Here is a 23,630-nt window from a genome sequence, read left to right as displayed (position 1 = left end):
TCGGGGTCAACCTTCCAGAACCAGGCCAGGTCATAGGCGGCTGCGATCAGGTCGCCGATGGCTGCGACGCCGCACTCATGAAAAAACTCGCGACGGCCCAGCTCAGCGCGTTGAGGTCGGCCAGGTCCAGTTGGTTGACCGACGACGGTGGGATGCCGGCGCAGACCGCGATGTATCTGGCCGCGACGTCCATGTCCAGGCTCACCTCTTCGCTCTTGTCGATCTTGTACGGCAGCGCCTTGATCGCCCGGACTTCCTGCACTGTCGGGCGGCGCAGGGTCAGTTCGTTCAACGGCTCGCCGTGGGCCTCGATGGCCACGCGCAACGTCACGACATCCGTCATTGCCAGGTCCCCTTGATGCCTTCGAATTTCAGCTCGATGGTCGCGTCGTCGCCCTTGGACACCGGCTCTTCCACCAGGTAGGCGCCGGCCAGCACGTAGACCTTGCCGTTGTTGAATTCGCAGGTGACGGTCATGTCGGTGCCGGCCACCAGTTGCTTGAGCGGGAAGTCCGCCGTGTGCAGCGCCGTCACCTTGAAGGACGGGGCGATATCGGTTTCCTTGTAGAAACCCGGCACGACGGTTTCACGTTTGGTGAACATCAGTGGTGCTTCGCAGCCACCGTTGATGGTCAGTTGAGCGCCGTCCACTTTGACGTAGCAGGTGCCCGCAATCAGTTGACCCATGGTGTTTCTCCTTCAAATAAAAAGCCCACACGGGGTGGGCTGGCTTCATGCATTCAAATGCCACAGTCAGGCGGCAGCGTCGTACTGCAGCCGGAATTGGTTGAGCAGCGCGAACACCCGCAGGCCGTTGATGTAGTCCGGCGGGAACAGCACGTTGACCCGGCTCGGATCCTGGCTGTCGCGCTCGACGATCAGGTGTTCGGCGAACAGTTCGGCGTTTTCCACATGGCCTTCCAGCTCGAGCTTGGCGTACTGGGCAATCAGCTCGCCGCGAATGGTGCTCGGGGTCACGATCGGCTGGCCGGCGCCGAAACGGGTGCCGTCGGAGGCCAGTTTGTGGCGACCGTACTTGCTGGTGATCACGCTTTGCAGACGGCGCACGATGAATGCCGACTGGTGCATGGTTTCGCTGTCCAGGTAGGAATTGTCAGCCTGGCCGAAAGCATTTTTCTGATACGTGGTGATGGAACGCTGAATACGCACGTAGCCACCTTCGTAGTAGGCGGTCGCGATGCCGTAGTTGAGCAGCGACTGGCGCTCGGTCAGGGTGAAACGCTCGCTGGCCGGGGCCGGATCCAGGCCTGGCAGGCTGCCGCTCTGGGTCGGACGGCTGGCGTCGGCCGAGATGAACACGGCGGTGCGGGCGGCCAGTGCGGCGGCCTGGACCCACGACGGTTGCGGCACGCCCGGCTCCAGGGCCTGGAGGGTCATGTGCTGGTCATTGCGGGCTTGGCCGGCCGCCACCAGGGTGCCAATGGTGCCGCGCTTGGCACTGTAGACATGGCCGAACAACTGCTTGGCCCAGGACCAGCGACCAGTACTGTCGTCCATGACCGCTTGCCAGGTATTCAGGCTCGACAGGTCGGACCACGGCATGGCAATGAACTCGAACGGCTCGTCGCCCAGGGCCGCGACGGCGGCGGTCTGGTCCGGCACGCCAGCGCCACCGGTCATGGGAGTGATGGCCGTGGTCAGGCCCGCAGGGGTGTCTTCGCCGTTGCTCTTGCCCAGGCGATTGAACTGCAGGCTGATGTCGTTGCCGCTGTCACCAGTCCATTTGGCGCTGAGGGTCACCACACCGTCGACGGCCGCAGCGGCCACTGGCAGGTCGGCTGTCGCGTTGACTTTCAAGGCCAGCGCCGTGGCAGCCTGGGCAGCGGTGGCACCGTTGACGATGGCCGCCTGGACACGCACGCCGCCAACGTACAGGTTGAGCATGCCGCTTTCCGTAGCGGTGCCGGTGAGGGTCAGCACGCCCTTGGCGATGGCACCTTCGACGTTGTGCAGCGGCAGGCACCAGATTTCGCCGAGCGGGTCGGTCTTGCGCCAGGTTTCGTACATCGAGGCGAGCATCGAACCCTGCCCGCCGATGCTTTTAGCCAGGGCGACGCTGGAAACCAGCACCAGTTTGCCGACGTCTGCCGAGGCGATGTTGTCGTTGACCTGGCCGACGATCAACCGGCGCATGGCCGACGACGCGCTATTGGCGGCCGAGTTGTCCATCTCGGCATAGAACAGCGGCACACGAATGTCCGCGGGGATGTTGCTGAATCCGATCGCCATTATTTGGCTCCCTGTGGTTTGGCCGCTTTCGCGGCTTTGGTGGTGATATCGCCATCGGCCAGACGTCGACGCCACCAGGCGTTGTCCGGCACTTCACGGCCTTCGAGGGGCAACAGATCGCCCGCTTCCGGGTCCGGTACGACACGGCCCGGGGCCGGCAGCACGGTGATGCGTTTGCTCATGGGGTTACGTCTCCAGAGAAAGTCAGTTCCAGGCGCCCGTCGGGGCCGGGACGTTTCAGGTTGGGGTCCGCCGGGTCGATGGCATCGACCCGCACGGTGGCCCCGGTAAAGGACGACAAGCCGTCCAGTTCACGTTCGTGCCAGCTTTCGGCAGGCTGGCTCGCCAGATTGCGGCCCAGCTGGAACTCGGCGAAAAAGCGCAACCGGAATAACGCTCGGTCGCTGTTGACGGAGATCGGTTCGCTGCCGTCGTATTCGATGCCGCAGTAAGCGGCGCCGGGCTTGAACCCCACCAGCGCACGCCACAACTCGGCTCGCAGGTCGTGCAGCAGATCCAGCGCGGTGGTCGCGTCACTGGCATCGAGCACCAGCACGACGTCGAAACGGTCACGCACTGTTTGCAGGGTGACGTTCTGAGCCGTGTTCCGGCTCGCCACATCGGCAGCCGGCAGGACATAGGCACACGGGGTTTGCGGTGGGGTGCCGGCTTGCAACGAGGCGAGGTCCAGGCCTGCGGCCACCCGATTGGCAAGCGTTGGGCATTGCTCACGCAACTGTGTGAGGATCGGCGTGATCTTCATGGAGAGTGCTCCGGTGATAGGCGAGTGGCTGTCAAAAAACCTGTGGGAGCGAGCCTGCTCGCGATAGCAGTGGGTCACTCGAAACAGATGTCGAATGTGCTTCCGTCATCGCGAGCAGGCTCGCTCCCACAGGGTCTGTGGCGTTCCCGAATGTTGTGTTCGCCAGCAATCCCACAGGGGCTGCGGGGTGCCCGAATGTTGTGTTCGCCAGCGATCCCACAGGGTCTGCGATGTGCCCGAATGTTGTGGCCGCCAGCAATCCAGGGTGGGAGCGAGCCTGCTCGCGATAGCGGTGGGTCAGTCGAAACAGATGTCGAATGTGCTTCCGTCATCGCGAGCAGGCTCGCTCCCACAGGGCAGCGACGATCAGGCCTTGGCGTCCAGGCAGGTTGCGTCGATCTTGCAGCGGTAGCTTTTTTCCCGGTCACCGGTGGCGGTGACCTTGTCGATCGACCAGCGGCCACGCATGAAATCCGGCCAGGTCGGATCCAGCAGGACGATGCCTTCAGCGGACAAGCCCGGGTTGCCTGGGCATTCGATGGCGACCTTGAGGGCTTCGCGCATCAGCCTGCGCACTTCGCCTTCAGCGGCGGCGCGGGCATCGGCTGCGCTCTGGAAATGCTGTCGAAGGATCTTGAACGGCGCGATGCCGCTTTCCTCCACCTGCACCTTGCCGGCCGTCGCATCCCACCAGCGGGTCTTGCAGCCCTGGTATTTCGCCCGGGCGGTTTCATCGAGGACGGCGGAGATAAAGGCGCTATCGCCTGGACGATTGTTCGTCGTCACCGACAGCTTGATCTGCGGCAGAACCTTGCCCGACAGCGACTTCGCCTGACCGCGCCGAGCCAGCACATACAACTCGTTGATCGGTTTGGCGACGGCGTCATGCCGATGGGCCAAGCGCGTCAGGAAGCCCATGTCGGTCTCGTTGGACTGGTCGATGTGCTCGATCTTTATCAGCGACAGGTCCGGCGCCACACGCGGCGAAAACCCGTGTCTGGCGGTCAGCTCACGAAACAGCGCACCCAACGTGGTCGGGCCATGACTGACGGACCGACGCTGCTTGAAGCCGGTCTGATCCGCCGCACTGAACGGCGCCGCCATGGCCACCAACGTCAAGCGCAGGGGAAACAACGTCGGCGTGCGCCGGGTAATGACGAACTCGCCCTTGTCCACCAGCCCCGACTCCAGGTAACCCACCCGCAGGCCGATTTTTCCGCCGAGGCTGGGCAGCCCTTCAAGCCCGTCCAGACTGATGATGAGGGTCAGCTGATCAGACTCGATCCCCGCCGCGTCGACGTGCGTCCAACTGAGCAATCGCTCATTGAGCAGTGGCGCGTTCGCCCCGTAGATTTCCACTGCTGGCGTGAAACCCAGTGACATGTTGCCTCCTTAATCCCAAGCCGATACCGGTGCCGGTGCAACGGGTTTCAGATCCACTTCCGGCAAGGCAACCCACACCCCCGCCGGTAGCACCGGGCCCCATTCGGCAAGCCCGGGATTGAGCAGCCAGAGCGCTTGCTCGGTGGCATCGTCACAACACTCAAGCTCGCGGTACAGCAACAGATTCACCGAATCACCGGCGATACTTCGAACCCTACGCATTGGCGAACTCCGTCAATTCAATCACCCAGCCAACCACCATCGCGGTGCCGTCATCGATGATCTCGGTCTGGGTTTCCGAGACCTTGTTGATTTGCCACAGCCCCCAGTTGCGCCCGATGCCATCCACCAATGGCACAGGCACGCGCAAGGCCTGCAATGCACGCAGCTCATCGAGCCGATCCATGGCGGTCGCGTACATCGACTTGCCCGTGATGGTCAGCCCTTGCAGGCCTTGACCGACCTGGCTGGACTTGGGTTTGCTGGTGAGGATGTCGATGCTCTTCCAGCCACCATCCGAGGTGCGTACCAACGAGTGGTAGGCGAAGTTTCTCGACAGCCCGAAAATGAAACTGCCGAGTGCCATTTGCTGACGCATCACGTACCTCCGTCGGTCAGGGCCGCGTCACTGCGCATGGCCAGTGAGTTGGGCTGGGTTGTCAGGCCGAACTGGCCGGTAATCTGCTGCACCACCAGATTGGCCAACTGGCTGGCGCTGGCCTGGTCCTGACCGTTGATGTAGATGTTCGCGGTCATGGTGTTCTGTTGGCTGCTGGTCTGGGTATTGGTCAGGTCTTTGCTGACCTGTTCCGGGGCGTCGAGTTTGTCGGCGGGCGCGGCCAATTTTTCACCCAGCCACTCACCGCCCCAACTGCCTGCCATGCCGCCCAGCAAACCACCGATCACGCCCCCCACCGCTGTTCCCAGGATGGGCACCACGCTACCGATCGCCGCGCCAGCGGCGGCACCGGCGTAGGTACCCGCGAGCCCGCCACCGGCTGAGCCCAACGCCCCGCCGACCGCTTTGTCATCGCCCTCTCGCAAGCCTTTGGCGAGATCGTAGCCGGCACTGAGCAACATCAGCGGCGCGGCGCGCCGGGTGACCGCCGAACCCATCCTGGCGGCGCCCAACAAACGGCTCTCGCTCGTCATGGACGGTACCCGGGTGGAGGCTGACTTACCGACACTGCCTTTGGATTTCCTGCCCTTGCGACGCCGCTCCGGCGAATCAACCGGTAGATCTTCCACCTCGGGAATCTGGCGAGCACCGGCCAGCGCCAGGAGTTTCGTCGCGGCAGCCGTAATGGCTGAAACCATCGCGACCTTGATCTCGGCGCCACGTGCCAATGCCAAGGCCCCTGCGAGTACCAGCAATCCCGCAGTCGCTTTCGGTTGGACCTGGGCCACTTCGCTCAGGCCATCGGCCAGGGCGCCAAGCGACACCATGACGCCATCGGTCAACGGCGCCAGGGCATTGCCGCCCTCAGCGAGCATTCGGTTCTTGCTGGCATCCAGCGCATTGAAGCGTCCTTGGGACGTGTTCCCCAACGCCTCGGCGGTGGCCGCCAGCGAGCCGTTGAACTTCGGCAGCGCTCCATCAGAGGTGCGTTCGGACACCAAGGTAAACGCTTTCTGAACGCCTTCCGGCTTCTTCAGCAGTTCCAGAATCGCTGCGTTGTCACCAAACAGTGTCTTGGTCAGCGCTTGTTGTTCTTGCGCAGGTTTCTGCTTGAGGGCTTCCAGCACCTGGCTGATCGTGCCGGCTGCGTCGTTGCGCAAGCCGTTGGCGATCACGGCAGGATCAAACTTGGGGTTCAGCTCCGCCCAAGCCTTGCGTTGCTCCGGTGACGCCGCGTTGCCCTGGGCCAATGCCGTGGTGAAACCTTTTGCCGCTTCACCGGCATCCGCCTTGCTCACGCCACTGTTCAGGAACGCCGCCGCGAGGGCGGCCACCTGTTCCGGGGTCATCCCCGCGGTGAGGCCCGCCTCGCCACTGCGTTGCAGCACGGCGCCGATATCGGCCGCCTTGACATTCAAGCCGCTGTTGCCGAGGTGATTGGTCGCGTCCGCCAGCGTCTGGCGCTGCCCCCGATCCAGGTTCATCGAGTTGCGCCAACCCAGCAGCATCTCGCTGGCGGCCTTGACGTCGAGATTGAAGGCCGACGCCGCCACTGCGCTGTCGCGAGTGAAGTTCAGCAGTTCTTCCTGCCGCTTGACCGGGTCGGCACCCTCGCCAATGCCCGCCTTCGCCGCCGCCAGTTCGACCTGGACCAGTTGCACCGCGGTTGCCCCGCTTGGTGCAACCTGTTTGTCGGCGGCCATTTTCAAGTTGGCTTGCGACAGCTTCTGCAACTCGGCCGTACCCAGCTTCAGCACCTGGTTAAGCTCAACCATCGCCAACTCGGTGGCCATCGCAGACTTGAGCAGATCCGGCGGCGCCTGCTGGTCAACTTCGGCCTTGAGCTTCGACTTCGGCTCACTGCTGGCCGCCGGCACCGAGGCGCCGGCCTTGAGCAGCGATTGCTGCGTCGACAGGGCGACATTCAACGCGGTCAGCACTTCGCGCAACTTGACCTGCTCCGACACCAGCAGGCGGATGTCGAGACTGGCCGTGCTCAGGGCCAGGTTCAGCCCCGATGTTTCAGACACGCTACCCAGTGACGGCAACTCGATGCTGGCCGCACCCGACAGCGAATACTTACTCTCTGCCATCCCGCTCTACTCCTGTTTCACGCCAAGGCGATTGATCGCAATGTCGTAACGGCGCAATGCCTTGCCGGCGTCCCATTCCAGAATCTCCGCCTCACTTACCGGGTAAATGAGCGGCACCACATCGAGGATCACTTCGATGTCGCGCTCCGAAAGAAGTCCGCCGGTTTGTTTAAAAAATCGTCGATGCGCACCTGCAGTTGCGTCCAGTCGGGCACGGTCAGCCGGTCCAGATCGGGCAGCATCAGGCCGGTGCAGTGAGCGGTGATGAACTCGGCCCGCTCCTTGGCCGTCTTCAGTTTTTTCATCGCCTTGGTGGCCCGCAGCACCGGCATTTCCAGGGTCAGCGAGGTCAGGCTGCGACCGGCCACGTCGATCGGTTGCAGCAGTTGCACTTGATCGGGATCCTCCACCGCGCCGTCCGTGTGCCCCAGGAAGTGGGAGGCCGGGCGTGTGGACATCTCATGCACGTACTGGGCGATGCTCACGTAGTCCGGGCGCTTGAGCTGATCCAGCTCCTTGACCGAAAGGCCGGTGGCCAGTTTGGCCAGCTCGAAGAACTGGTCGTCCTCATCGTCGCCGGCACGGGCCAGGGCGTCTTTTTGCGCGGCGTAGAACAGGGGGTTGAGTTGCAGCTGATCGATCTGCGATCCGTCGTCACCGGTGATAGGTGACAGCAGAATGTGTTGGGGAGGCGTCCAGGACATGAATCAATTCCTTGGGTGAATGTGGGCCCCTTGTGGGAGCGAGCCTGCTCGCGAATGCGCCAGTACTTTCAGCATCAAGGTGTCTGGCACACCGCTATCGCGAGCAGGCTCGCTCCCACAGGGACTGTGCTCATCTGAGGCTTAAGGCAACAACACCGCACGGCGCGCATCGCCGAGAATGTCGACGCCGTTGAGCACGAACTTCTGGGTGCGCACGTCGATGTCGATCACCGGAACGCCGTTCTCCAGGCGGTTGTAGGTGCGGCACGACAGCTCAAGGTTGGTCTTGGGTTTCTCCCCCATCTTCAGCGCGGTCTCTTCCAGGGATTTCAGCTTGCCGCCGACGGTGTGGTAGGTGAACCAGGTATTGCCATCCTGATCCTGGCCGGCTTCCCGCACGTTTAGCAGGATGTCGTCACCGACACTGACGCCCAGCGCCAGCATGATTTCCGGGTCGACACCTTGCAGGCTGAGCTTGGCGTTGAGGGCCTTGCCGCCCTTGGCCATTTCCTCGGTGATGAAGCGCCCGCCGCGCATTTCTTCCATGTCGAATTCGATCTTCGGCGGGGTGAATTCTTCCACGGTCGCCGACAACGGCAGGCCTTGCAGGGTGGCCGCGATGGCCTGTCTTACGCGGTTGGTAAACATTAGAGAACGTCCTCCAGGAACTGCTCGATGATTTCATCGCGGGCGTTGAGTTGATAAATCATGTGTTCGTTCGGCGCGTAGCGGCCGTAGTCGATCACCACGTACCAGGTGCCGTTCTTGTACTTCTCGACACTGTTCAATTCCGGATGCAGGTACACGCTGCCGCCCGGGATGGTTTCGTCGGCCACCAGGGTTTGCAGCCAGTCGTTGATGCGCTTGACCTCCTGGTCCATGAACGATTTGGTGAGGTTCTTCGCCATGGCTTTCTGGCCGGCCTTGACCAGCTTGCGGCTGATCGCATCTTCGAGGCCGACGTAGCTGATGAACTTGCCGGTGATGGAGCGGTTGCCCAGCAGCGAGAAGCCGCCGAGGATGGTCCGGGCGTAGTAGCTGATGCCGTAGCGGTTGAGCAGGTCGCCCTCGGTGGAGGTGTCGAGGATGTTGTATTCCACGGTGCGCGAGACGTCCTCGGCATAGGTCACCTGGTTACCCGGGCTTTCCCATTGCTTGACCTTGGCGAGCGCGGCGATGGCCAGGCTCGACGGCGCCAGGAAGACATTCTTCTTCGCAGCCTTGGAGTACACCGCCGGCATGTTGTGCACCACCAGGCAACGGTCGAAACCGAGATCGGCGCCGCCCAGCTCCTGGCTGTAGGTCACTTGATCGGCAACCGCGGCATCCTTGCCGTCGAGCACCACACGGGCCTTGATGCGCTTGCCGAACGAGGCGAACTCGCTCGCCACCGCCTTGACGCCGGTGAAGCCCGGCGCACCGATGATGGTCAGGTCTTCAGCCACGCCACTCAAGGCCGCCAGGCCCAGCTTGCGGCCGGTCTGCGCTTCGATGCCGCCGATGACGTTGTTCTGCGTGTCGGCCGGGGTCGCGCCCTCTTCGACGATGACCACGTAGACCGGCACCTTGACCACTTTGAGAATCTGGAACACCGCGTGGTACAGCGTACCGGCCTCAGTGCCGGTCGGATCGAGCAACGCCTGGGTGGTGAAGCTGTTGATGCGGAACGGGGCATTGCGCGGAATCAGCGGATCCGCCTTCGGCGCGGTGCCGACCAGCCCGATGACATTGTCCCCCAGGCCACCCATGGCCTCGGGAGATTCGGTGGCATTGACGGTAATGCCGTTGTGCTCGAAGTTCAAAACCTCAGCCATGGTTATTCAGCCTTCTTGGCAGCGGCCTTTTTGGCCGGTTGGGATGTAGAGGCCGCATCGGCAGCCTCGGTGTTTTTCAGCGCCAGGCGACCGGCGCTGCGTAGGGCGCTGGCCTCGACGTCGAGCAGGTCGAGTTCCTGGCCGATGGTCGACCAGTGGCCGCCACCGGTGGGGAATGGGACGAGTACGGTGTAGGTTTGGCGTAGTGCCATTGGGTTTCTCCAGATACGAAAAAGCCCCTTCGGGAAGGGGCTTTCAGGGTTTGACGGGAAAGAAAACGCCCCGGCGGTGCGGGGCGTTTATTGGGGTTGCTCGGCGATCCAGTCGGGTTGTACCGGACGGAACTGCTCGGCGGGAAACGCCTGCTGTTCCGGCCAATCGCGCAGCGTCTGCATATAATCCAGCAACCCCGAAAATTGTTCCGACGTGATCGAGGGCGGCCGACTCAGTTCCCGCTCGTCTCGGTGCCGGTCACGAATCCATTGCACCCGCAGAATTTCAAAGTTGCGCCAAGCTCTCTCCCTCGCGGCCAGATCTTCGGGGGGCGGATCGATCAGGATCGGCAACCCGTCAGCATCATGGCCGCGAACCTTACCTGGCGCCGGATCTGCCAATACAGCCTGATAATGCTCCTCGGTAATGGGTTTAGCGTCCTCGGGTATTTGCGTATGAAAGCCGTGGAGATAAGTGCAACCGGTAGATTGGCTGTAGAAACGCTTCATGCTCACACTCCAAATGCCCATGCTCGGGAAGGCGCGGTAATTGCCCCCCAGTTGTACAAGTTGACACCCGTGGTTGAAACGGCACCGGGCACGATATTTCCCGCCGAAGTGTTAGAGGAGAACCCAACAGGACAAGCCCCCCCAAAGAGACACGCGGCTCGGAAAGCAATAGGCCAGGCAACAGACCCTGATGCACCCGCTGGAATATTACCGACAGCAGTCCACTGGATAATGAAGCTGAACATCCACGTCGGGAAAATGATGTAGCCGTTCGCGTTAAGGCTGGCGGTTATTCCCCAACGCATTTTTTTTGGCGTGATGAAGGTAGCGTCATCGATCCCGGCATCCGCCTGATTCTGCGTAGCGACCTTGGATGTGCCCTGACTGGTTTCAGTAGCGGGAGCAGCCAACGCAGCAAGCGCGGCGATATCAATGTTTCCCTGATTGATTGGCGCGTTCCAGGCCTTGATGCACCACATAACCGACAAGTTGCGCGGCCGGGTGACACCAGTGCTTCCTGACACCGGCAGCACCGCCGTTGCTGCGTTGTATACGACATCGGCACCGGGATAATCAGCAGCACCAAGACCGTCAAGGCCAAGGTCCGACCGAAGAGTCGTATCTGAACCTGTTGAATGAAGCCCGACTACCGCTGATGATGTGCTTGTAGGGTCGAATGGAACAAGCGACCCTTTTTGAAAACTCCCCAGCACACGCCCGACATCAACACCACGCCCATGATCCCAACCACGTAAAAACTCGCCACGTGACTCAGGCAAGCGAAAATTACCGGCACCTTCGTCCCCCTTGTTGAAAGCTGGGCCGAGGAATGACGCTAAATCAGGGTAAGTGGCGATGCTCTTTACGCTTCCATCCAGTTCCAAAAAACCAGGCGCAAGTTTGTTGACTGGAAATGCCACTACTGTTCCGACCGGCAGCGCCGAAGCCTGGGCAATCATCGACTCGATTTCTGGTTTCGTGTAGGTGTCCTTGATACCGAAACCTGCCAACGTTTCAGGGTTCGATCCGCCAGTTGCACGACCATATTTATCGACTGTCAGACTTCTATAAGTGCCTGCCAAAATACCTGTTCGACCGGCGAGCATTTCAAAACCCAACGCAGTCGTGCCCAGCGTAATCGGACCGTTAGTAACCAGATGCCAAAGCGAATCGCCGTTCGCGATGCCCTCCTCGACCATCACCATCAGACCTGGCGTCACCTTCGCGCTGGTGTTGAAATCAACCGTGCGGGTCCACGCCCCAATGGCCGCAACATAAATGCCGTTATCCTTAGCGGTCGTTTGGGCCGTCACTAGCACCCTCTGACCCGCTACCACAGCAACACCGTCGATTTGCTGCGCACCACTCAAAACGATATTCCCGGTGGTAGCAGCACGAACAGATTGCTTACCGTCCAGCTTGGCCAACTCGTCAGCGAGATAGCTCATCACCCAGGCACGCGTCGCCTTAACCACCGTATCGTCAATCAGCAGTGTCACCAACGCCGCATTACTGGTCTCGAAAATCGACCGGATATAAAACTCTTTCCCCGAACCAGACGTCGCCAACACCGGTTTGAATGACTCCGGATACTTCACAATCGCATACAGAACCCCGGTGTCAGTCCAGATCCCGGCCTCTCGCACGTACCAGCCGCCAACCTCTGGCGGGATGGTCACTTCTGCCAGCAACCAACTCGGGTTGTTCTCATCCTGGAACAGCGCATTGAGTGGCCCACGCCAGACTTCGCGTTTGAGCGCCGTCGCGGTTGCGGCCGGGTTGTAGACCGCCCCGCCGCCGTCACCGACGGAAATCTGCGAAAGCTTGATGGGTGTGCCCGCCGCCTTGCAGGCGGTTTCGTAGGCGATGCCTGCATCGGTGAGCAGGGTGTAATAGTCAGCCATTCAGGCCCCCTGTGGATAAATGGTGGATGTTTCGACGGCGTAGAGCCCGGCAGCCATAAAGGCCTGGCCCGAGGCTTCCAGTCCTTCGATGACAATCGGGTAAACCGTGGTCAGCTCGCCACACAATGTGGCGGCGCCGATGACGTGCTTGCCGAATGCGCTCAAGCCGACCGACACCGTCAAGGTGTCGCGCTCGCTCTTGGCGTCGGCCAGACGGCGGTCGAGACGGGCGTCGATTTCTTCGCTGTAAGGCTGTTCGGTAAAAGCCCTGACGGAAAAGCTGTAAGGCGGACCAACGGGTGTTTGCTCATGCCAGGCGCGAACTTCGGGCATCAGTTGCAGCCCCTTGGCCGCGTTTTCCAGTGCCTTGCGCGTCCCGGCTTGCCGCGCAGTCGGCCAGGCCAGTTCAACGGTCAGACGCTTTTCAGCCTCTGGGGCCGTGGTACTCCACTCGTTGACCCCGCGATCCGCCGCGAGATACGGCAGGAATGCCGGGGGCGTGGCAGCCGGGTTCATCAGCTCGGGAAACGGCGGATCGATCCGTTCGAGCAGCCGGGCAAAACCGATATCCAGTGCCCTTTCCAGCGCAGAGCTGTTCACCGGCAGTAGGGTCGGGGTCGGGGTGTCGTCATTCATAACGTGTCCACCTCAACCTCGACACCCGTGCAATACGGGGCTTGGAAAGCCGTCGTCACAATCGGCGTCAGCGGTTCGAGAATCTGCAGTTGAACCGCACCGGCGCTGTGCAACGTGTAGTCGATCCAACTCGGATCAACCCGGCCTTCCAGGCGATGACACGCCTCGGCGTATTCCTGCAGTTGCCGTTGCGCAGCCGCCCGGGTCAAACCCGAGTCAGGACCTGGATTGATCTTCGCCACGACGCGGATCCTGTAGTTCTTGATCTGCGCGGCTTGGACGATGACGAGGTCCGTTTCCGGCCGCACATCGGGCCGGGCGAAATGCTGGCGAACGCCATCGAGCAGCGACTCGGACGGTGTACCGTCGCCCTCCCGGGAAAGCACCGTCACGGTGACTTCCCCCGGTGCCGTCCGACGTCCGTTGCCATCCTTGACCTGCGCGGCGTGACCGTCCGGGTCGAAGGTGTAGGTGACCGTCACCACGCCCGCCGCAGCGTTTTCCACTTTCACCGCAGGCCGTTCGCCGAGGGTGAAAACCTCGCGGCGATATTGCATGCGGGAGCCGGCCGCCGGGGCATGGGGCGCCAGGTAGTAACGCAGCCGGGCGTCATCATCGCTCTCGTAGACCGGGGCGATAGGTGGGAAAGCCGCCGGGTCACCCGGATCGAGCAGTTGGCGCTCAAGCCCCATGTCCGCAAGACGGGCGTCGAGGTTACTGCCCGTGGCCCACCATGCCAGCATCTGCTTGATACGGGCGTTGTATTTACGCTCGTGGGTTTGCAGCCGCACGCAGAAGGCCTCGAGGGCCAGGGTCAGCAACTCGCTTTCGTTTTCCAGGCTGACCGCAAGCCTGGCCGCGCTGTCGGGCGAGCGGGCACCGACGTACTCGACCACGAAGGTCTTGAACTCGGCGAGCAGATCCTCGAATGCGTCGACGGTGACGATGGCCGGTTCGGCCAATTGGTTCTGGCCGGGTATCAACATGCTCATGTCACCACCTCGAAAGTCTGTTTGCGGTTTTTCCAGATGCCGGCGAAGCGCAGCAGCAATCCAGCGCCTTGGCGGCTGGCGACGATGACTTGCGGCTCGAAGTCGCCGATGCCGTTGTGGGGGTTGTAGAAGGCTTGGGCTGCATGGCTCTGGGCAAGAATCAGCAGGTCATCGCCGAGGTTCTGCCCCAGCAACTGGGTGAGTGCGCAGCCATATAACGGGCGTTTCTGGCGGGTGCCCAAGGGTGTGGTGAGCGCCCGGGTGGCGCGCTGGACGAACTGTGGCCAGTCATCCACCGTGGCGCCGGTGTTTCTATCGATTCCAATCATGGGGAAGCTCTTTATGCAGTGCTTTACGCAGTGCTGATGACACGCCCCTGGTGATCCACCAACGGGCCGCTCAGGTGCACACCGGAAGCGTCGAGCCGGATGCCGACGGCACCCAGTTGCAGGTCGATGGCCTCAGGTGTCATCGCCAGCCGCGACGGGCCGATGGTCAATTCGAGGGATTCACGGGAACCGGTGAATGTCGCCGGACCGTTTTTCCAGTGCAGGACATGACTGGCGTGGTCGTAGCCGCTTTCCGAACCGTCCGGGTAAAGGCGACGGGTCAGCGTTGCCTGTGTCGAGACGGGAGGAAACTGACCACCGTTGAGGCCGAACAAGGCCACCGACTGCCCGCTGCCATCACCGCCGCCATGGTTCAGCAGCAGGCATTGCTCGCCCACGGAGGGAATCCGCGACTCGCTCTGGGCGCCGGCACTCGGGTTGAAAAAGCGGATCGCCGGGGTCAGCAGCTCTCCATGGGCAACCTTGCAGGTGTTGCTGGCCGCATCGACTTCCTGGCAGACGCCGATGCGACAGACACCGTCTGCGCGTCGGTGCAAGTCTTCGAACTCGGTTTCCATCCCGGCCAGGCGCTCGATGATCGGCCCCAGATGCAAGCGTAGAAGCGCATCGAACATGGTTCAGCCCTCGAGTGCGGTGTATTGGTCCGGGTCGTCGATGTTCGACACTTCCCAGGTCCGGGCGAATTTCGGGATGCCCAGCGGGTCCTCCAGCAGCGTCGGACCGAGGTACAGGGTCTGGGTGAATGAAACGGTCCAGGCGCTGTACGGCCGTGTCCCGCCGCTGAACACGGACGCAGTGCCCTCGATATCCGTGGGCCGGCTGCATTGCTCAGCCGACAGATCCCAGCGGTTGTCGACGATCAGGCGTTTCAACTCACAGGCCAGATCGCAGGCCGTCAACCCCATGCCGGGCGAAACGACTAGCATGGAAAACGTCAGGACATGAGCGATACGCCCATCGTTGGCACGGTTCCCTGACGTATCACGTTCGATAGAGATCAATGCCCAAGGCTGATCGCCGGTGTCGTCAAATTCCTGGAGACTCCCGACCTTCAAGCCGGGAAAGGTGGTACGCAGCGTCTCGGCAATGGCGGTAAACAGCTGCGAGGGTTTTTCGATGAGAGTGGGCATTGGATGGCCTCTTTCCTGTGGAACGGCGGCACCGGCTCACTGCTGGTCGGGACGGGAGTCCGCCGGTGGCACTTCACAAACGCCAATCCGCTTGGCGACCCAGCGTTCGTAGAGACCGATGGCCACATCGGCACCGGCCATGGCGGTCAGGCAACCCAGGGCGCAAGCACTCCAGATCGACATGCCGAGGGCATACAGCAGCATGATTGCCGAGACACCGCAGATCACGCAGGCGCCGGAGCGCAAGGCCAGGCGCCGCAACAGCGACCAGCCTCGGGCGCCTTCCTTGTCGGCACGCCACATCTCGCCGGACACCCCGCCCACCAGGGCGAGCAGGATGACCAGCCAGATCGGCATGTCCAGCAACGCTTGTTGCTCGTTTGTCATTCACGCCTCCTGGGTGATTGATGATGGGGGGACGGGATTCAAGACCTCACGTCCGGCAGAGAGGATTTGCTTTGAAGCCTGGCGACGTTTACAGACGCTCAACAATGACGTTGTCGATAAAGGCAAAGTTGACATAGGGGTTCTGCTCGTTCGAGAACGCCAGGGTCGTCAGGGCCGTAGTCGCCGTGAACTCGTAAGTGAAAGTGCCCCATGTAAATGCCTGGGAGTGAGCGGCCGGCGTGTTGAAAGTGGCGGTCTGCCCGGCAACTTTCACCTGGACGACTCCTTCTCCGGAACGATTGGCATACGCCGAGTTACCGGCACTGAAGGTCAATCGATATTTAGCGCCGACATCCGTCGCAAAGTTCTGCTGAATCCCGCCGCCGTTGCCATAGATGGAGTTCGCCAGATCGACAATGACATTGCCGTCAGCTGCCGCAGCCCCTCGGATCGAAGCGGCCGGGTTGAAGTACTCCGCGCCTGACAGAAAAGTCGTCCAACCGGTGATGAAGTTGGTCTTCTGCGGTGTATCCAATACACAACTGTCAGCGCAACCTGGCTGTTCGAAGCTGCCGTTGATCAGTAAGTTCGCCGCGGTGGCGTTGCTTGCGGCGCTGAAAAGAGCGAACGCCAGAAGGGAGGAGGACAGGGTTCTTTTGATGAGATTCATAATAGGTACCTTAAGATTTAATGTTCTGGTTGAGCGGCGGGGACTTCACTCTTAACGAGTGATGAGCATGTCGATACTGGTCGCATCACAGGAGTTATTCGCTTTGCGATCAATGACCAGATAGAGCGATGACGTCGACGTGACTGCGACACTGTTCAACATGAACGTGGTGCTGCCGCCGTTTGCCAAACTGCCGGACTGGAGCACGGTGTCACCCAGGTTGAGCGACCAGCCAATACCATCGCCGCATGCGTTATGCAGGTCGTTGACCCGTCCCAATACGTTGATGTTGCCGGTAACGGGACTGGCCCAACGGAAGATGCTCTGGCTGTTGGTGCCGGGATGCGTCGCCACGTCGCCCTTTTTGAATACGAAACTGGTGCCCGAGCCGGTGAAGGTGAAGCTTTCGTTCGGAATGGAGATCCAGGCACCAGTGGCATCGTCCCGCCAGCAAGTGGTTGGCTTACCGTTGCAAACGCCTGCTTGGAACGCCGGAAAAAGCGTGTAGTTGGCCGAAGCGTTTACCGCCGTCTTGTTCTGCATGAAAGACCACGCAGAACCGGCCGGAGCCTGTTCCGTCATCAAGTACATGTCCCTGGCCAAGTTCCAGGACATGGCTGTATCAGCGCGGCTGTTCAGCGAGACGAAGGACGACAGAAACGCAATCGCCAGTAGAAGCTGTTTGGATAGTTTCATTTGTTGTTACCTCGACGGATGTCATTGAGTACTGGTTGTGCGGTCTACTGCGCACGTTGTTCGCTCAACGGCGATCACTCGAGGCTCAACGGCCTTCACATGATTCAACGTCCCGCATCGGGAACACTTGATCTGGAGTTCGGCGTTCTCGCCCACGCGGGCCAGAAGTCGTTTACAGCTACCGCATCTGAAATCCTTCAGCATTGAAAGCCCTCCATTGGCGGCGGTATGTTTTGAAGCGCCTCACGGCGCAGGCATTCCAAAAAGCCCGGTCGCCCAGGCTTTTCAGTAATGCGCTTGATCTTTCGGCGCGACTGGCGCGGTACGGATCCATTCAAATTGTTCCTCCGGCCGCGGCCCCTGCCCGCCGGATAACTGCTTCTGGTGCTTTACGCTGCACACCCGGGTCAGTTGCCAACCCTCTGAACCGTTGAGGCCGGTTCATCGCTGCCTGTTGATGGAACTAAAGAGCGGTGTTGCCAGCCGGCTTTGTCGAGCGGCTTGGACACAGAATATGCATGTATGCATATACAGTCAATGCGCAAATGCATTTATTTATGCACGGCAAATGCATCAGCGCATTAGCACCCAGCAGGGACAGGGGTTACAGCCCTTTTCAGGGGCGAAAAAAAACCCGCACGACGGCGGGTTTTATCTGACAACGGAGGGGTTAGCGGGCGTACATGCCCCACCAGAAGACATGACCGAGGATGACGATCTGTTCTTCCTGCATGTCCTGGAAGCTGTAGTCTTCGTCCGGATGTTCATCGCGGTTGAAGCTGCGCAGGCGGATCCCGGTAGGCAGGCGATAGAGCTGCTTCACCCGCAGTTGCCCGTTGTGATTGATGGCGTAGAGGTCGCCATCGACAATGTCGCCAATGCCACATTTACCCGCATTCACCCCAACCGTCGCGCCGTCGCGCAGCACCGGCAACATGCTGTTGCCGCGTACCGTCACGCATTTGGCCTGGTCGAACTGCACGCCGTTATGACGCAGGCTGCGCTTGCCAAAGCGCAGGCTGGAGCGCTCGCTTTCCTCGATGACGAATCTTCCTGATCCAGCAGCCAATTCAACCTCACGCAGAAAAGGGACCGACACCTCGTCTTCTTCGACAGGTGTATCGTCGTCCCACAGGCTTATGTCCTTGAGTTCGGAATGCGGCTCGTCGCGGCGGCTGTTGCCGGCAAGCGCGACATCGGCGCGCCCGCGCAACTGGTCGGTGCTCACGGCAAAGTATTCGGCGATCTTCGAGATGTGTTTATCCGAAGGATCGACGATCTTGCCGCTGAGGATCCGCGAGAGGGTGGATTGAGGCACGCCGGTACGCCGGTGAAGCTCCGTGGGGGAGATCCCGTGCTGATCGAGCAATGCTCTTAATACGGTAGAAACGTTGCGTTTTTGCATAACACGCATGATGCTTGTTCTTTTTGCAGAAGACAAATGCTGATTTGCATAAATCGTGCATATGGAGGATGAAACGACTCTTTTTGTACCCGTGGCGAGGGAGCTTGCTCCCGCTGGGCTCTGTAGAAGCTGATGAAGGCTCGGGCCTTTGATCTTTCACTTGGGATTCAAGTGTCTGGGAAAAGATCGCAGCCTCGCTTCGCTCGGCAGTTCCTACAGGGAGCACATCAGCGGGAGCAAGCTCCCTCGCCACAGGGTCCGGTGCGCCCGTTGTGTTGGAAATTTCCCCTACAGCCTCTTGGGAAACTGCCCGATTCCGGTCCTTCAAATATGCGCCACCAGGCTACGTCGCCTTGCGCCTCTGCCTACAACTACGCCAGAATCCGCCGGCTTGTGCACCTTGGATCCAATCGGTAGTTTTGTTCTCGTCACTGCCCATCAGTGATCGGGTTTAGTAGCTCGGTATCCAAGATGTACATCGCTCCATTAAGTCAGGACTCCTATCCTGCATTCAATGGCAGCTGTGCGCAGGGCGCCTTCGGGTGCGCCGGTTTCTTGGATCCCCGGTCTACTAACCTGCGTACAGTTGCCACTCTCTTCGTTTAGTAGCGACTCGGTGGTAGCTCCCACTTCGAGGATCCAAGAAGCATGATTAAGCACACTCCGAATCCCCCATCTACAGACGATCATATCTCCCGCTCCCAGTCAGCCAAGGCGCTCGACGAAGCGGCCACCCGGGCCTTGGACTACTACCTCAAGCCACAAACCGACAAAGAAACATCCGACACACTCGACACCCTTTTCATCATCGCCCCTAACATCGATGCCGAATGCCTGCTCGCCAACCTCAGTGAAACCCTCGCCTCGGCCAATGCCATGGTCAGTGACCTGGCGTTCGATCTGGAAGGCTCGCGGCGGCATATCGCGCTAGGGGTCCAACAAATGATCGAACTGGGCCAACTGCTGGCGAACCGGGCGTTGGATGTGGTTGAGCCGAGGTAAGCATCCATGATGCACACCGAGGTGAAACAGGCTTGATTTGAACAGAAACAAAAAACGCCACTTATATGTCGCCATACTGCTCACTTGAGCAAAACGATGAACCTGTGGCGAGGGAGCTCGCTCCCGCTGGGCTGCAAAGCAGCCCTTTTCTGTGGCTTCGCACCCACACGGGAGCAATCGCCCTCGCTACCACTTTGTCGACTTCCTCAAATGGACAGTATTAGGCATAAAGTAGTCTGGCTTAGCTCGGTTCAGACAGCAGGAATCATCAGAAGGAGTTGGTTGATGACGGAGGACGCCGACGCAGGCAGCCAAATAATGGCACCAGCAGACCACGCCATTAGCGAAGACGCATTGCGCTTCGCTCGGTCCAATAAAAAAGCAATCGCAAAGCGACTCACGGATAAGGTGCTTTATCCACCGGAAGAAGCGCCAGTATCAGTTTTCATGGCAGGTTCCCCAGGAGCAGGTAAAACCGAGGCCTCGATAGCTCTGGTGAATCTATTTGCAGATGCAGCCATCCTGCGCATAGACGCTGATGAGTTACGAAGCGAATTTCCCGCCTACACCGGCGCAAATTCCTGGCTTTTTCAAGGCGCTGTATCGATTTTGGTCGATAAAATTTTGGATCTTGCGTTGGATCAAAGGCAGTCCTTCATCCTTGATGGAACGTTTTCCAACATAGACGTAGCAAGAAGGAACGTAGATCGCTCCTTGAAAAAAGGACGATTCGTACAGATTTTGTATGTATATCAATCGCCGGTGCTCGCTTGGGGATTCGTTAACGCTCGCGAGGCAGCCGAGGGTAGGAGGATCCGTAAAGAACATTTCATCAGGCAATACTTCGCCGCGCGTGACGTAGTGAACGCGCTTAAGCTAGAGTACCAAGGTGACGTTCATGTGGATCTACTGCTCAAACATATCGACAATTCGGGACGACTTTACAAAGCTGGTGTCGATAAAATTGACTACCATATCCCTGAGCAACATACGCGGGCCGATCTAGAGGCCATGCTCGAACCACCATCAGGAGGGCACCTATGATTTCGATCAAGCTAGGCTTGTCCAAAGGAACCAAAAGTACCTTTGCCGATTTTATTCGTAATGCAAAATCGGACCAAAAAAAGCGTATTTATAGCGAGGTTTTGACGGAAGCTACCAAGCAGCAAAACCTGGTGATGATGCAGGCCGAGGCGAAACGAGCCTGATATCAGATTCAAGAGCAGCCCGACCAAGTGTCGGGCTTTTTGTTGCCTGATTTATGCCCAGTCAAAGATTTCCATGCCATAGGATTGAAAAGAAAATGCCTGAGATCAGAAATCCAGTGTGATCAAAAAAATGAAAGACACTCATCCTTGGGTCGCACCAGATCACCCATGTTAACCTTGCGCCCATCGCGGAAAAGCCGGGCCCCTGCCCTTCCTTTTGCCCTACACCTTTCAACGAGCTTGCCTGACACCGATGAATACAGCCGTGAACGACCTGTCCTCCCATACGCCCATGATGCAGCAGTACTGGCGCCTGAAGAATCAGCACCCCGATCAGCTGATGTTCTATCGCATGGGCGACTTCTACGAGATCTTCTATGAGGATGCGAAGAAGGCCGCCAAGCTGTTGGACATCACCCTGACGGCGCGTGGGCAATCGGCGGGCATGGCGATTCCGATGTGTGGGATTCCTTACCACGCAGCGGAAGGTTACCTGGCGAAACTGGTCAAGCTCGGTGAGTCGGTGGTGATTTGCGAACAGGTCGGTGACCCGGCCACCAGCAAGGGGCCAGTGGAAAGGCAAGTGGTGCGCATCATCACGCCGGGCACTGTCAGCGATGAGGCATTGCTGGATGAGCGTCGGGACAACCTGATCGCCGCAGTGCTGGGGGACGAGCGCCTGTTCGGCCTGGCAGTGCTGGACATCACCAGTGGCAATTTTTCGGTGTTGGAAATCAAGAGTTGGGAAAACCTGCTGGCGGAGCTGGAGCGGGTCAACCCCGTGGAGCTGTTGATTCCCGATGACTGGCCCAAGGACCTGCCGGCAGAAAAACGCCGTGGGGTTCGGCGTCGGGCACCGTGGGATTTCGAGCGCGACTCGGCGCTGAAAAGTCTCTGCCAGCAGTTTTCCACCCAGGATCTCAAGGGCTTCGGCTGCGAAAACCTGACCCTGGCCATCGGCGCGGCCGGCTGTCTGCTGGCCTACGCCAAGGAAACCCAGCGCACCGCCCTGCCCCATTTGCGCAGCCTGCGCCACGAGCGCCTGGATGACACGGTGGTACTGGACGGTGCGAGCCGGCGCAACCTGGAGCTGGACACCAACCTGGCCGGCGGACGCGACAACACCCTGCAATCGGTGGTTGATCGGTGCCAGACCGCCATGGGCAGCCGGTTGCTGACGCGCTGGCTGAACCGTCCCCTGCGGGACCTGACGGTGTTGCTGGCGCGGCAGAGCTCCATTACCTGCCTGCTGGATCGTTATCGCTTCGAGCAGCTGCAACCGCAACTCAAGGAAATCGGCGACATCGAGCGGATCCTGGCGCGGATCGGCCTGCGCAACGCCCGTCCGCGGGATCTGGCGCGCCTGCGCGATGCCCTCGGTGCCCTGCCGGAACTCCAGGTGGCGATGACCGACCTCGAAGCCCCGCACCTGCAACAACTGGCTCGGATCACCAGCACCTACCCGGACCTGGCCGCGTTGCTGGAAAAAGCCATCATCGATAACCCGCCCGCCGTGATCCGTGACGGTGGTGTGCTGAAAACCGGTTATGACGCCGAGCTCGACGAGCTGCAGGCGCTGAGCGAGAACGCCGGTCAGTTCCTGATCGACCTCGAAGCCCGGGAAAAAGCCCGTACCGGCCTGAGTAACCTCAAGGTCGGCTACAACCGCATCCACGGCTACTTCATCGAATTGCCGAGCAAGCAGGCCGAACAGGCGCCGGCCGACTACATCCGCCGCCAGACCCTCAAGGGTGCCGAGCGCTTCATCACTCCGGAACTCAAGGCGTTCGAGGACAAGGCGCTGTCGGCCAAGAGCCGCGCCCTGGCCCGGGAGAAGATGCTCTACGAAGCGCTGCTCGAAGACCTGATCAGCCAACTGCCGCCCTTGCAAGACACCGCTGCCGCCCTGGCGGAACTGGACGTACTGAGCAACCTGGCCGAGCGTGCGCTGACCCTGGACCTCAACTGCCCGCGCTTCGTCAGTGAGCCGTGCATGCGCATCAGCCAGGGTCGCCACCCAGTGGTCGAGCAGGTACTGACCACCCCGTTCGTGGCCAACGACCTGAGCCTGGACGACAACACCCGCATGCTGGTGATCACCGGCCCGAACATGGGCGGTAAATCCACCTACATGCGTCAGACCGCGCTGATTGTGCTGCTGGCCCACATTGGCAGCTTCGTACCGGCGGCGAGTTGCGAACTGTCCTTGGTCGACCGCATATTCACCCGGATCGGCTCCAGCGATGACCTGGCCGGTGGGCGTTCCACATTCATGGTGGAAATGAGCGAAACCGCGAACATCCTGCACAACGCCACCGAACGCAGCCTGGTGCTGATGGACGAAGTCGGACGCGGCACCAGCACCTTCGACGGCCTGTCCCTGGCCTGGGCAGCGGCCGAACGCCTGGCGCACCTGCGGGCCTACACGCTGTTCGCCACCCATTATTTCGAACTGACGGTGTTGCCGGAAAGCCAGCCGCTGGTGGCCAACGTTCACCTCAATGCTACCGAGCACAACGAGCGCATCGTGTTCCTGCACCATGTGCTGCCCGGCCCGGCCAGCCAGAGCTACGGCCTGGCAGTGGCACAGCTGGCGGGGGTGCCGGGCGAGGTGATCAGCCGCGCCCGCGAGCACTTGAGCCGCCTGGAAACCTCCAGTCTGCCCCACGAGACACCACGCCCGAGCAAAGGCAAACCGGCCGTACCGCAGCAAAGCGACCTGTTCGCCAGCCTGCCCCATCCGGTGCTCGATGAACTGGCCAAACTCGACCTGGACGACCTGACACCACGCCGGGCGCTGGATTTACTCTATGCATTGAAGACACGGATCTAACGCACAGGCGTTCAAGCTGTTAGAATCGCGCGCGGTTTGGGATGCTGCGGACTATTAGCCTGGTCCGCT

At 60.5% G+C, this 23,630-nt stretch carries 29 protein-coding genes; 4 read left to right on the top strand and 25 right to left on the bottom strand.

What is annotated here, in order from left to right:
• Nucleotides 1–46: 46 nt before the first annotated feature.
• The 25 genes from LOY67_RS05790 to LOY67_RS05670 all read right to left on the bottom strand — a co-directional run bounded on the left by LOY67_RS05790 (nt 47) and on the right by LOY67_RS05670 (nt 18,518).
• Entirely contained in the window at nt 47–343 is a 297-nt protein-coding gene (locus LOY67_RS05790) for a phage tail assembly protein (RefSeq protein WP_265066330.1), read from the bottom strand.
• On the bottom strand, nt 340–687 hold the full coding sequence (locus tag LOY67_RS05785) for a phage tail tube protein (RefSeq protein WP_003198314.1): 348 nt from the start codon (nt 685–687) through the stop codon (nt 340–342). The genes LOY67_RS05790 and LOY67_RS05785 overlap by 4 nt, the downstream gene beginning before the upstream one ends.
• 66 nt (nt 688–753) lie before the next feature.
• Nucleotides 754–2,250 carry a phage tail sheath subtilisin-like domain-containing protein gene (locus LOY67_RS05780; protein ID WP_265066329.1) on the bottom strand — a complete coding sequence of 499 codons (1,497 nt, stop codon included), beginning with the start codon at nt 2,248–2,250 and terminating at the stop codon, nt 754–756.
• Complete coding sequence (locus LOY67_RS05775) at nt 2,250–2,432, bottom strand: DUF2635 domain-containing protein (RefSeq protein WP_265066328.1); 183 nt, start codon at nt 2,430–2,432, stop codon at nt 2,250–2,252. Before LOY67_RS05775 ends, LOY67_RS05780 begins: the two co-directional genes overlap by 1 nt.
• Nucleotides 2,429–3,013 carry a hypothetical protein gene (locus LOY67_RS05770; protein ID WP_265066327.1) on the bottom strand — a complete coding sequence of 195 codons (585 nt, stop codon included), beginning with the start codon at nt 3,011–3,013 and terminating at the stop codon, nt 2,429–2,431. Before LOY67_RS05770 ends, LOY67_RS05775 begins: the two co-directional genes overlap by 4 nt.
• A 366-nt stretch (nt 3,014–3,379) precedes the next feature.
• Nucleotides 3,380–4,396: a contractile injection system protein, VgrG/Pvc8 family gene (locus LOY67_RS05765; protein ID WP_265066326.1), complete on the bottom strand. Its 1,017-nt coding sequence runs from the start codon at nt 4,394–4,396 to the stop codon at nt 3,380–3,382.
• A 9-nt stretch (nt 4,397–4,405) separates the two neighbouring features.
• Nucleotides 4,406–4,618 carry a tail protein X gene (locus LOY67_RS05760; RefSeq protein ID WP_047701972.1) on the bottom strand — a complete coding sequence of 71 codons (213 nt, stop codon included), beginning with the start codon at nt 4,616–4,618 and terminating at the stop codon, nt 4,406–4,408.
• Nucleotides 4,611–4,994, bottom strand: a complete 384-nt coding sequence (locus LOY67_RS05755; RefSeq protein WP_265066325.1) for a phage tail protein — start codon at nt 4,992–4,994, stop codon at nt 4,611–4,613. Before LOY67_RS05755 ends, LOY67_RS05760 begins: the two co-directional genes overlap by 8 nt.
• Nucleotides 4,994–7,108, bottom strand: coding sequence for a phage tail tape measure protein (locus LOY67_RS05750; RefSeq protein WP_265066324.1), 2,115 nt, complete (start codon nt 7,106–7,108; stop codon nt 4,994–4,996). Before LOY67_RS05750 ends, LOY67_RS05755 begins: the two co-directional genes overlap by 1 nt.
• 128 nt (nt 7,109–7,236) lie before the next feature.
• Nucleotides 7,237–7,812 (bottom strand): phage tail assembly protein, encoded by a 576-nt coding sequence (locus LOY67_RS05745; protein WP_265066323.1) that lies wholly within the window; start codon nt 7,810–7,812, stop codon nt 7,237–7,239.
• Between the two features lie 141 nt (nt 7,813–7,953).
• Entirely contained in the window at nt 7,954–8,460 is a 507-nt protein-coding gene (locus LOY67_RS05740; RefSeq protein ID WP_265066322.1) for a phage major tail tube protein, read from the bottom strand.
• The gene (locus tag LOY67_RS05735) at nt 8,460–9,626 is read right to left on the bottom strand and encodes a phage tail protein (RefSeq protein ID WP_265066321.1); all 1,167 of its coding nucleotides are present in this window, start codon (nt 9,624–9,626) and stop codon (nt 8,460–8,462) included. The genes LOY67_RS05740 and LOY67_RS05735 overlap by 1 nt, the downstream gene beginning before the upstream one ends.
• 2 nt (nt 9,627–9,628) lie before the next feature.
• Nucleotides 9,629–9,838: a hypothetical protein gene (locus tag LOY67_RS05730; protein ID WP_265066320.1), complete on the bottom strand. Its 210-nt coding sequence runs from the start codon at nt 9,836–9,838 to the stop codon at nt 9,629–9,631.
• An 87-nt stretch (nt 9,839–9,925) separates the two neighbouring features.
• Entirely contained in the window at nt 9,926–10,348 is a 423-nt protein-coding gene (locus tag LOY67_RS05725) for a phage tail assembly chaperone (protein ID WP_265066319.1), read from the bottom strand.
• A 2-nt stretch (nt 10,349–10,350) separates the two neighbouring features.
• A complete protein-coding gene (locus tag LOY67_RS05720; RefSeq protein WP_265066318.1) occupies nt 10,351–12,252 on the bottom strand; it encodes a phage tail protein in 1,902 nt (633 codons plus the stop codon).
• Nucleotides 12,253–12,888 (bottom strand): phage tail protein I, encoded by a 636-nt coding sequence (locus LOY67_RS05715; RefSeq protein ID WP_265066317.1) that lies wholly within the window; start codon nt 12,886–12,888, stop codon nt 12,253–12,255.
• Nucleotides 12,885–13,880, bottom strand: a complete 996-nt coding sequence (locus LOY67_RS05710; RefSeq protein ID WP_265066316.1) for a baseplate J/gp47 family protein — start codon at nt 13,878–13,880, stop codon at nt 12,885–12,887. The genes LOY67_RS05715 and LOY67_RS05710 overlap by 4 nt, the downstream gene beginning before the upstream one ends.
• Nucleotides 13,877–14,209, bottom strand: a complete 333-nt coding sequence (locus tag LOY67_RS05705) for a phage baseplate protein (protein WP_265066315.1) — start codon at nt 14,207–14,209, stop codon at nt 13,877–13,879. The genes LOY67_RS05710 and LOY67_RS05705 overlap by 4 nt, the downstream gene beginning before the upstream one ends.
• Nucleotides 14,210–14,232: 23 nt before the next feature.
• Nucleotides 14,233–14,844 (bottom strand): phage baseplate assembly protein V, encoded by a 612-nt coding sequence (locus LOY67_RS05700; protein WP_265066314.1) that lies wholly within the window; start codon nt 14,842–14,844, stop codon nt 14,233–14,235.
• Nucleotides 14,845–14,847: 3 nt separating this feature from the next.
• Nucleotides 14,848–15,360, bottom strand: a complete 513-nt coding sequence (locus tag LOY67_RS05695) for a hypothetical protein (RefSeq protein WP_265066313.1) — start codon at nt 15,358–15,360, stop codon at nt 14,848–14,850.
• Nucleotides 15,361–15,396: 36 nt separating this feature from the next.
• Entirely contained in the window at nt 15,397–15,747 is a 351-nt protein-coding gene (locus tag LOY67_RS05690; protein WP_265066312.1) for a phage holin family protein, read from the bottom strand.
• An 88-nt stretch (nt 15,748–15,835) separates the two neighbouring features.
• On the bottom strand, nt 15,836–16,417 hold the full coding sequence (locus LOY67_RS05685; RefSeq protein WP_265066311.1) for a DUF642 domain-containing protein: 582 nt from the start codon (nt 16,415–16,417) through the stop codon (nt 15,836–15,838).
• A gap of 51 nt (nt 16,418–16,468) precedes the next feature.
• Complete coding sequence (locus LOY67_RS05680) at nt 16,469–17,113, bottom strand: hypothetical protein (RefSeq protein WP_265066310.1); 645 nt, start codon at nt 17,111–17,113, stop codon at nt 16,469–16,471.
• Nucleotides 17,114–17,134: 21 nt separating this feature from the next.
• Entirely contained in the window at nt 17,135–17,317 is a 183-nt protein-coding gene (locus LOY67_RS05675) for a Com family DNA-binding transcriptional regulator (RefSeq protein WP_413776162.1), read from the bottom strand.
• A gap of 466 nt (nt 17,318–17,783) precedes the next feature.
• On the bottom strand, nt 17,784–18,518 hold the full coding sequence (locus LOY67_RS05670; RefSeq protein WP_265067705.1) for a helix-turn-helix transcriptional regulator: 735 nt from the start codon (nt 18,516–18,518) through the stop codon (nt 17,784–17,786).
• A 648-nt stretch (nt 18,519–19,166) separates the two neighbouring features.
• Between LOY67_RS05670 and LOY67_RS05665 the strand changes: the two genes are divergently transcribed.
• The 4 genes from LOY67_RS05665 (at nt 19,167) to mutS (ending at nt 23,561) form a co-directional block, all read left to right on the top strand.
• Complete coding sequence (locus LOY67_RS05665) at nt 19,167–19,520, top strand: DUF6124 family protein (RefSeq protein ID WP_265066309.1); 354 nt, start codon at nt 19,167–19,169, stop codon at nt 19,518–19,520.
• A gap of 318 nt (nt 19,521–19,838) precedes the next feature.
• Complete coding sequence (locus tag LOY67_RS05660) at nt 19,839–20,564, top strand: zeta toxin family protein (protein ID WP_413776199.1); 726 nt, start codon at nt 19,839–19,841, stop codon at nt 20,562–20,564.
• On the top strand, nt 20,561–20,728 hold the full coding sequence (locus tag LOY67_RS05655; protein WP_175361608.1) for a hypothetical protein: 168 nt from the start codon (nt 20,561–20,563) through the stop codon (nt 20,726–20,728). The genes LOY67_RS05660 and LOY67_RS05655 overlap by 4 nt, the downstream gene beginning before the upstream one ends.
• A 265-nt stretch (nt 20,729–20,993) precedes the next feature.
• The gene (gene mutS / locus LOY67_RS05650; protein WP_265067704.1) at nt 20,994–23,561 is read left to right on the top strand and encodes a DNA mismatch repair protein MutS; all 2,568 of its coding nucleotides are present in this window, start codon (nt 20,994–20,996) and stop codon (nt 23,559–23,561) included.
• The last annotated feature ends 69 nt before the right edge of the window (nt 23,562–23,630 follow it).

This window comes from Pseudomonas sp. B21-056 (genome assembly GCF_026016325.1).
Classification (GTDB): domain Bacteria; phylum Pseudomonadota; class Gammaproteobacteria; order Pseudomonadales; family Pseudomonadaceae; genus Aquipseudomonas.
This window is presented reverse-complemented; position numbering and strand designations above follow the sequence as displayed.

Coding starts and splice junctions, on each gene's coding strand:
- LOY67_RS05790 (WP_265066330.1), bottom strand. CDS start 343: ATGACGGATGTCGTGACGTTGCGCGTGGCCATCGAGGCCCACGGCGAG.
- LOY67_RS05785 (WP_003198314.1), bottom strand. CDS start 687: ATGGGTCAACTGATTGCGGGCACCTGCTACGTCAAAGTGGACGGCGCT.
- LOY67_RS05780 (WP_265066329.1), bottom strand. CDS start 2,250: ATGGCGATCGGATTCAGCAACATCCCCGCGGACATTCGTGTGCCGCTG.
- LOY67_RS05775 (WP_265066328.1), bottom strand. CDS start 2,432: ATGAGCAAACGCATCACCGTGCTGCCGGCCCCGGGCCGTGTCGTACCG.
- LOY67_RS05770 (WP_265066327.1), bottom strand. CDS start 3,013: ATGAAGATCACGCCGATCCTCACACAGTTGCGTGAGCAATGCCCAACG.
- LOY67_RS05765 (WP_265066326.1), bottom strand. CDS start 4,396: ATGTCACTGGGTTTCACGCCAGCAGTGGAAATCTACGGGGCGAACGCG.
- LOY67_RS05760 (WP_047701972.1), bottom strand. CDS start 4,618: ATGCGTAGGGTTCGAAGTATCGCCGGTGATTCGGTGAATCTGTTGCTG.
- LOY67_RS05755 (WP_265066325.1), bottom strand. CDS start 4,994: ATGCGTCAGCAAATGGCACTCGGCAGTTTCATTTTCGGGCTGTCGAGA.
- LOY67_RS05750 (WP_265066324.1), bottom strand. CDS start 7,108: ATGGCAGAGAGTAAGTATTCGCTGTCGGGTGCGGCCAGCATCGAGTTG.
- LOY67_RS05745 (WP_265066323.1), bottom strand. CDS start 7,812: ATGTCCTGGACGCCTCCCCAACACATTCTGCTGTCACCTATCACCGGT.
- LOY67_RS05740 (WP_265066322.1), bottom strand. CDS start 8,460: ATGTTTACCAACCGCGTAAGACAGGCCATCGCGGCCACCCTGCAAGGC.
- LOY67_RS05735 (WP_265066321.1), bottom strand. CDS start 9,626: ATGGCTGAGGTTTTGAACTTCGAGCACAACGGCATTACCGTCAATGCC.
- LOY67_RS05730 (WP_265066320.1), bottom strand. CDS start 9,838: ATGGCACTACGCCAAACCTACACCGTACTCGTCCCATTCCCCACCGGT.
- LOY67_RS05725 (WP_265066319.1), bottom strand. CDS start 10,348: ATGAAGCGTTTCTACAGCCAATCTACCGGTTGCACTTATCTCCACGGC.
- LOY67_RS05720 (WP_265066318.1), bottom strand. CDS start 12,252: ATGGCTGACTATTACACCCTGCTCACCGATGCAGGCATCGCCTACGAA.
- LOY67_RS05715 (WP_265066317.1), bottom strand. CDS start 12,888: ATGAATGACGACACCCCGACCCCGACCCTACTGCCGGTGAACAGCTCT.
- LOY67_RS05710 (WP_265066316.1), bottom strand. CDS start 13,880: ATGAGCATGTTGATACCCGGCCAGAACCAATTGGCCGAACCGGCCATC.
- LOY67_RS05705 (WP_265066315.1), bottom strand. CDS start 14,209: ATGATTGGAATCGATAGAAACACCGGCGCCACGGTGGATGACTGGCCA.
- LOY67_RS05700 (WP_265066314.1), bottom strand. CDS start 14,844: ATGTTCGATGCGCTTCTACGCTTGCATCTGGGGCCGATCATCGAGCGC.
- LOY67_RS05695 (WP_265066313.1), bottom strand. CDS start 15,360: ATGCCCACTCTCATCGAAAAACCCTCGCAGCTGTTTACCGCCATTGCC.
- LOY67_RS05690 (WP_265066312.1), bottom strand. CDS start 15,747: ATGACAAACGAGCAACAAGCGTTGCTGGACATGCCGATCTGGCTGGTC.
- LOY67_RS05685 (WP_265066311.1), bottom strand. CDS start 16,417: ATGAATCTCATCAAAAGAACCCTGTCCTCCTCCCTTCTGGCGTTCGCT.
- LOY67_RS05680 (WP_265066310.1), bottom strand. CDS start 17,113: ATGAAACTATCCAAACAGCTTCTACTGGCGATTGCGTTTCTGTCGTCC.
- LOY67_RS05675 (WP_413776162.1), bottom strand. CDS start 17,317: ATGCTGAAGGATTTCAGATGCGGTAGCTGTAAACGACTTCTGGCCCGC.
- LOY67_RS05670 (WP_265067705.1), bottom strand. CDS start 18,518: ATGCAAAAACGCAACGTTTCTACCGTATTAAGAGCATTGCTCGATCAG.
- LOY67_RS05665 (WP_265066309.1), top strand. CDS start 19,167: ATGATTAAGCACACTCCGAATCCCCCATCTACAGACGATCATATCTCC.
- LOY67_RS05660 (WP_413776199.1), top strand. CDS start 19,839: ATGGCACCAGCAGACCACGCCATTAGCGAAGACGCATTGCGCTTCGCT.
- LOY67_RS05655 (WP_175361608.1), top strand. CDS start 20,561: ATGATTTCGATCAAGCTAGGCTTGTCCAAAGGAACCAAAAGTACCTTT.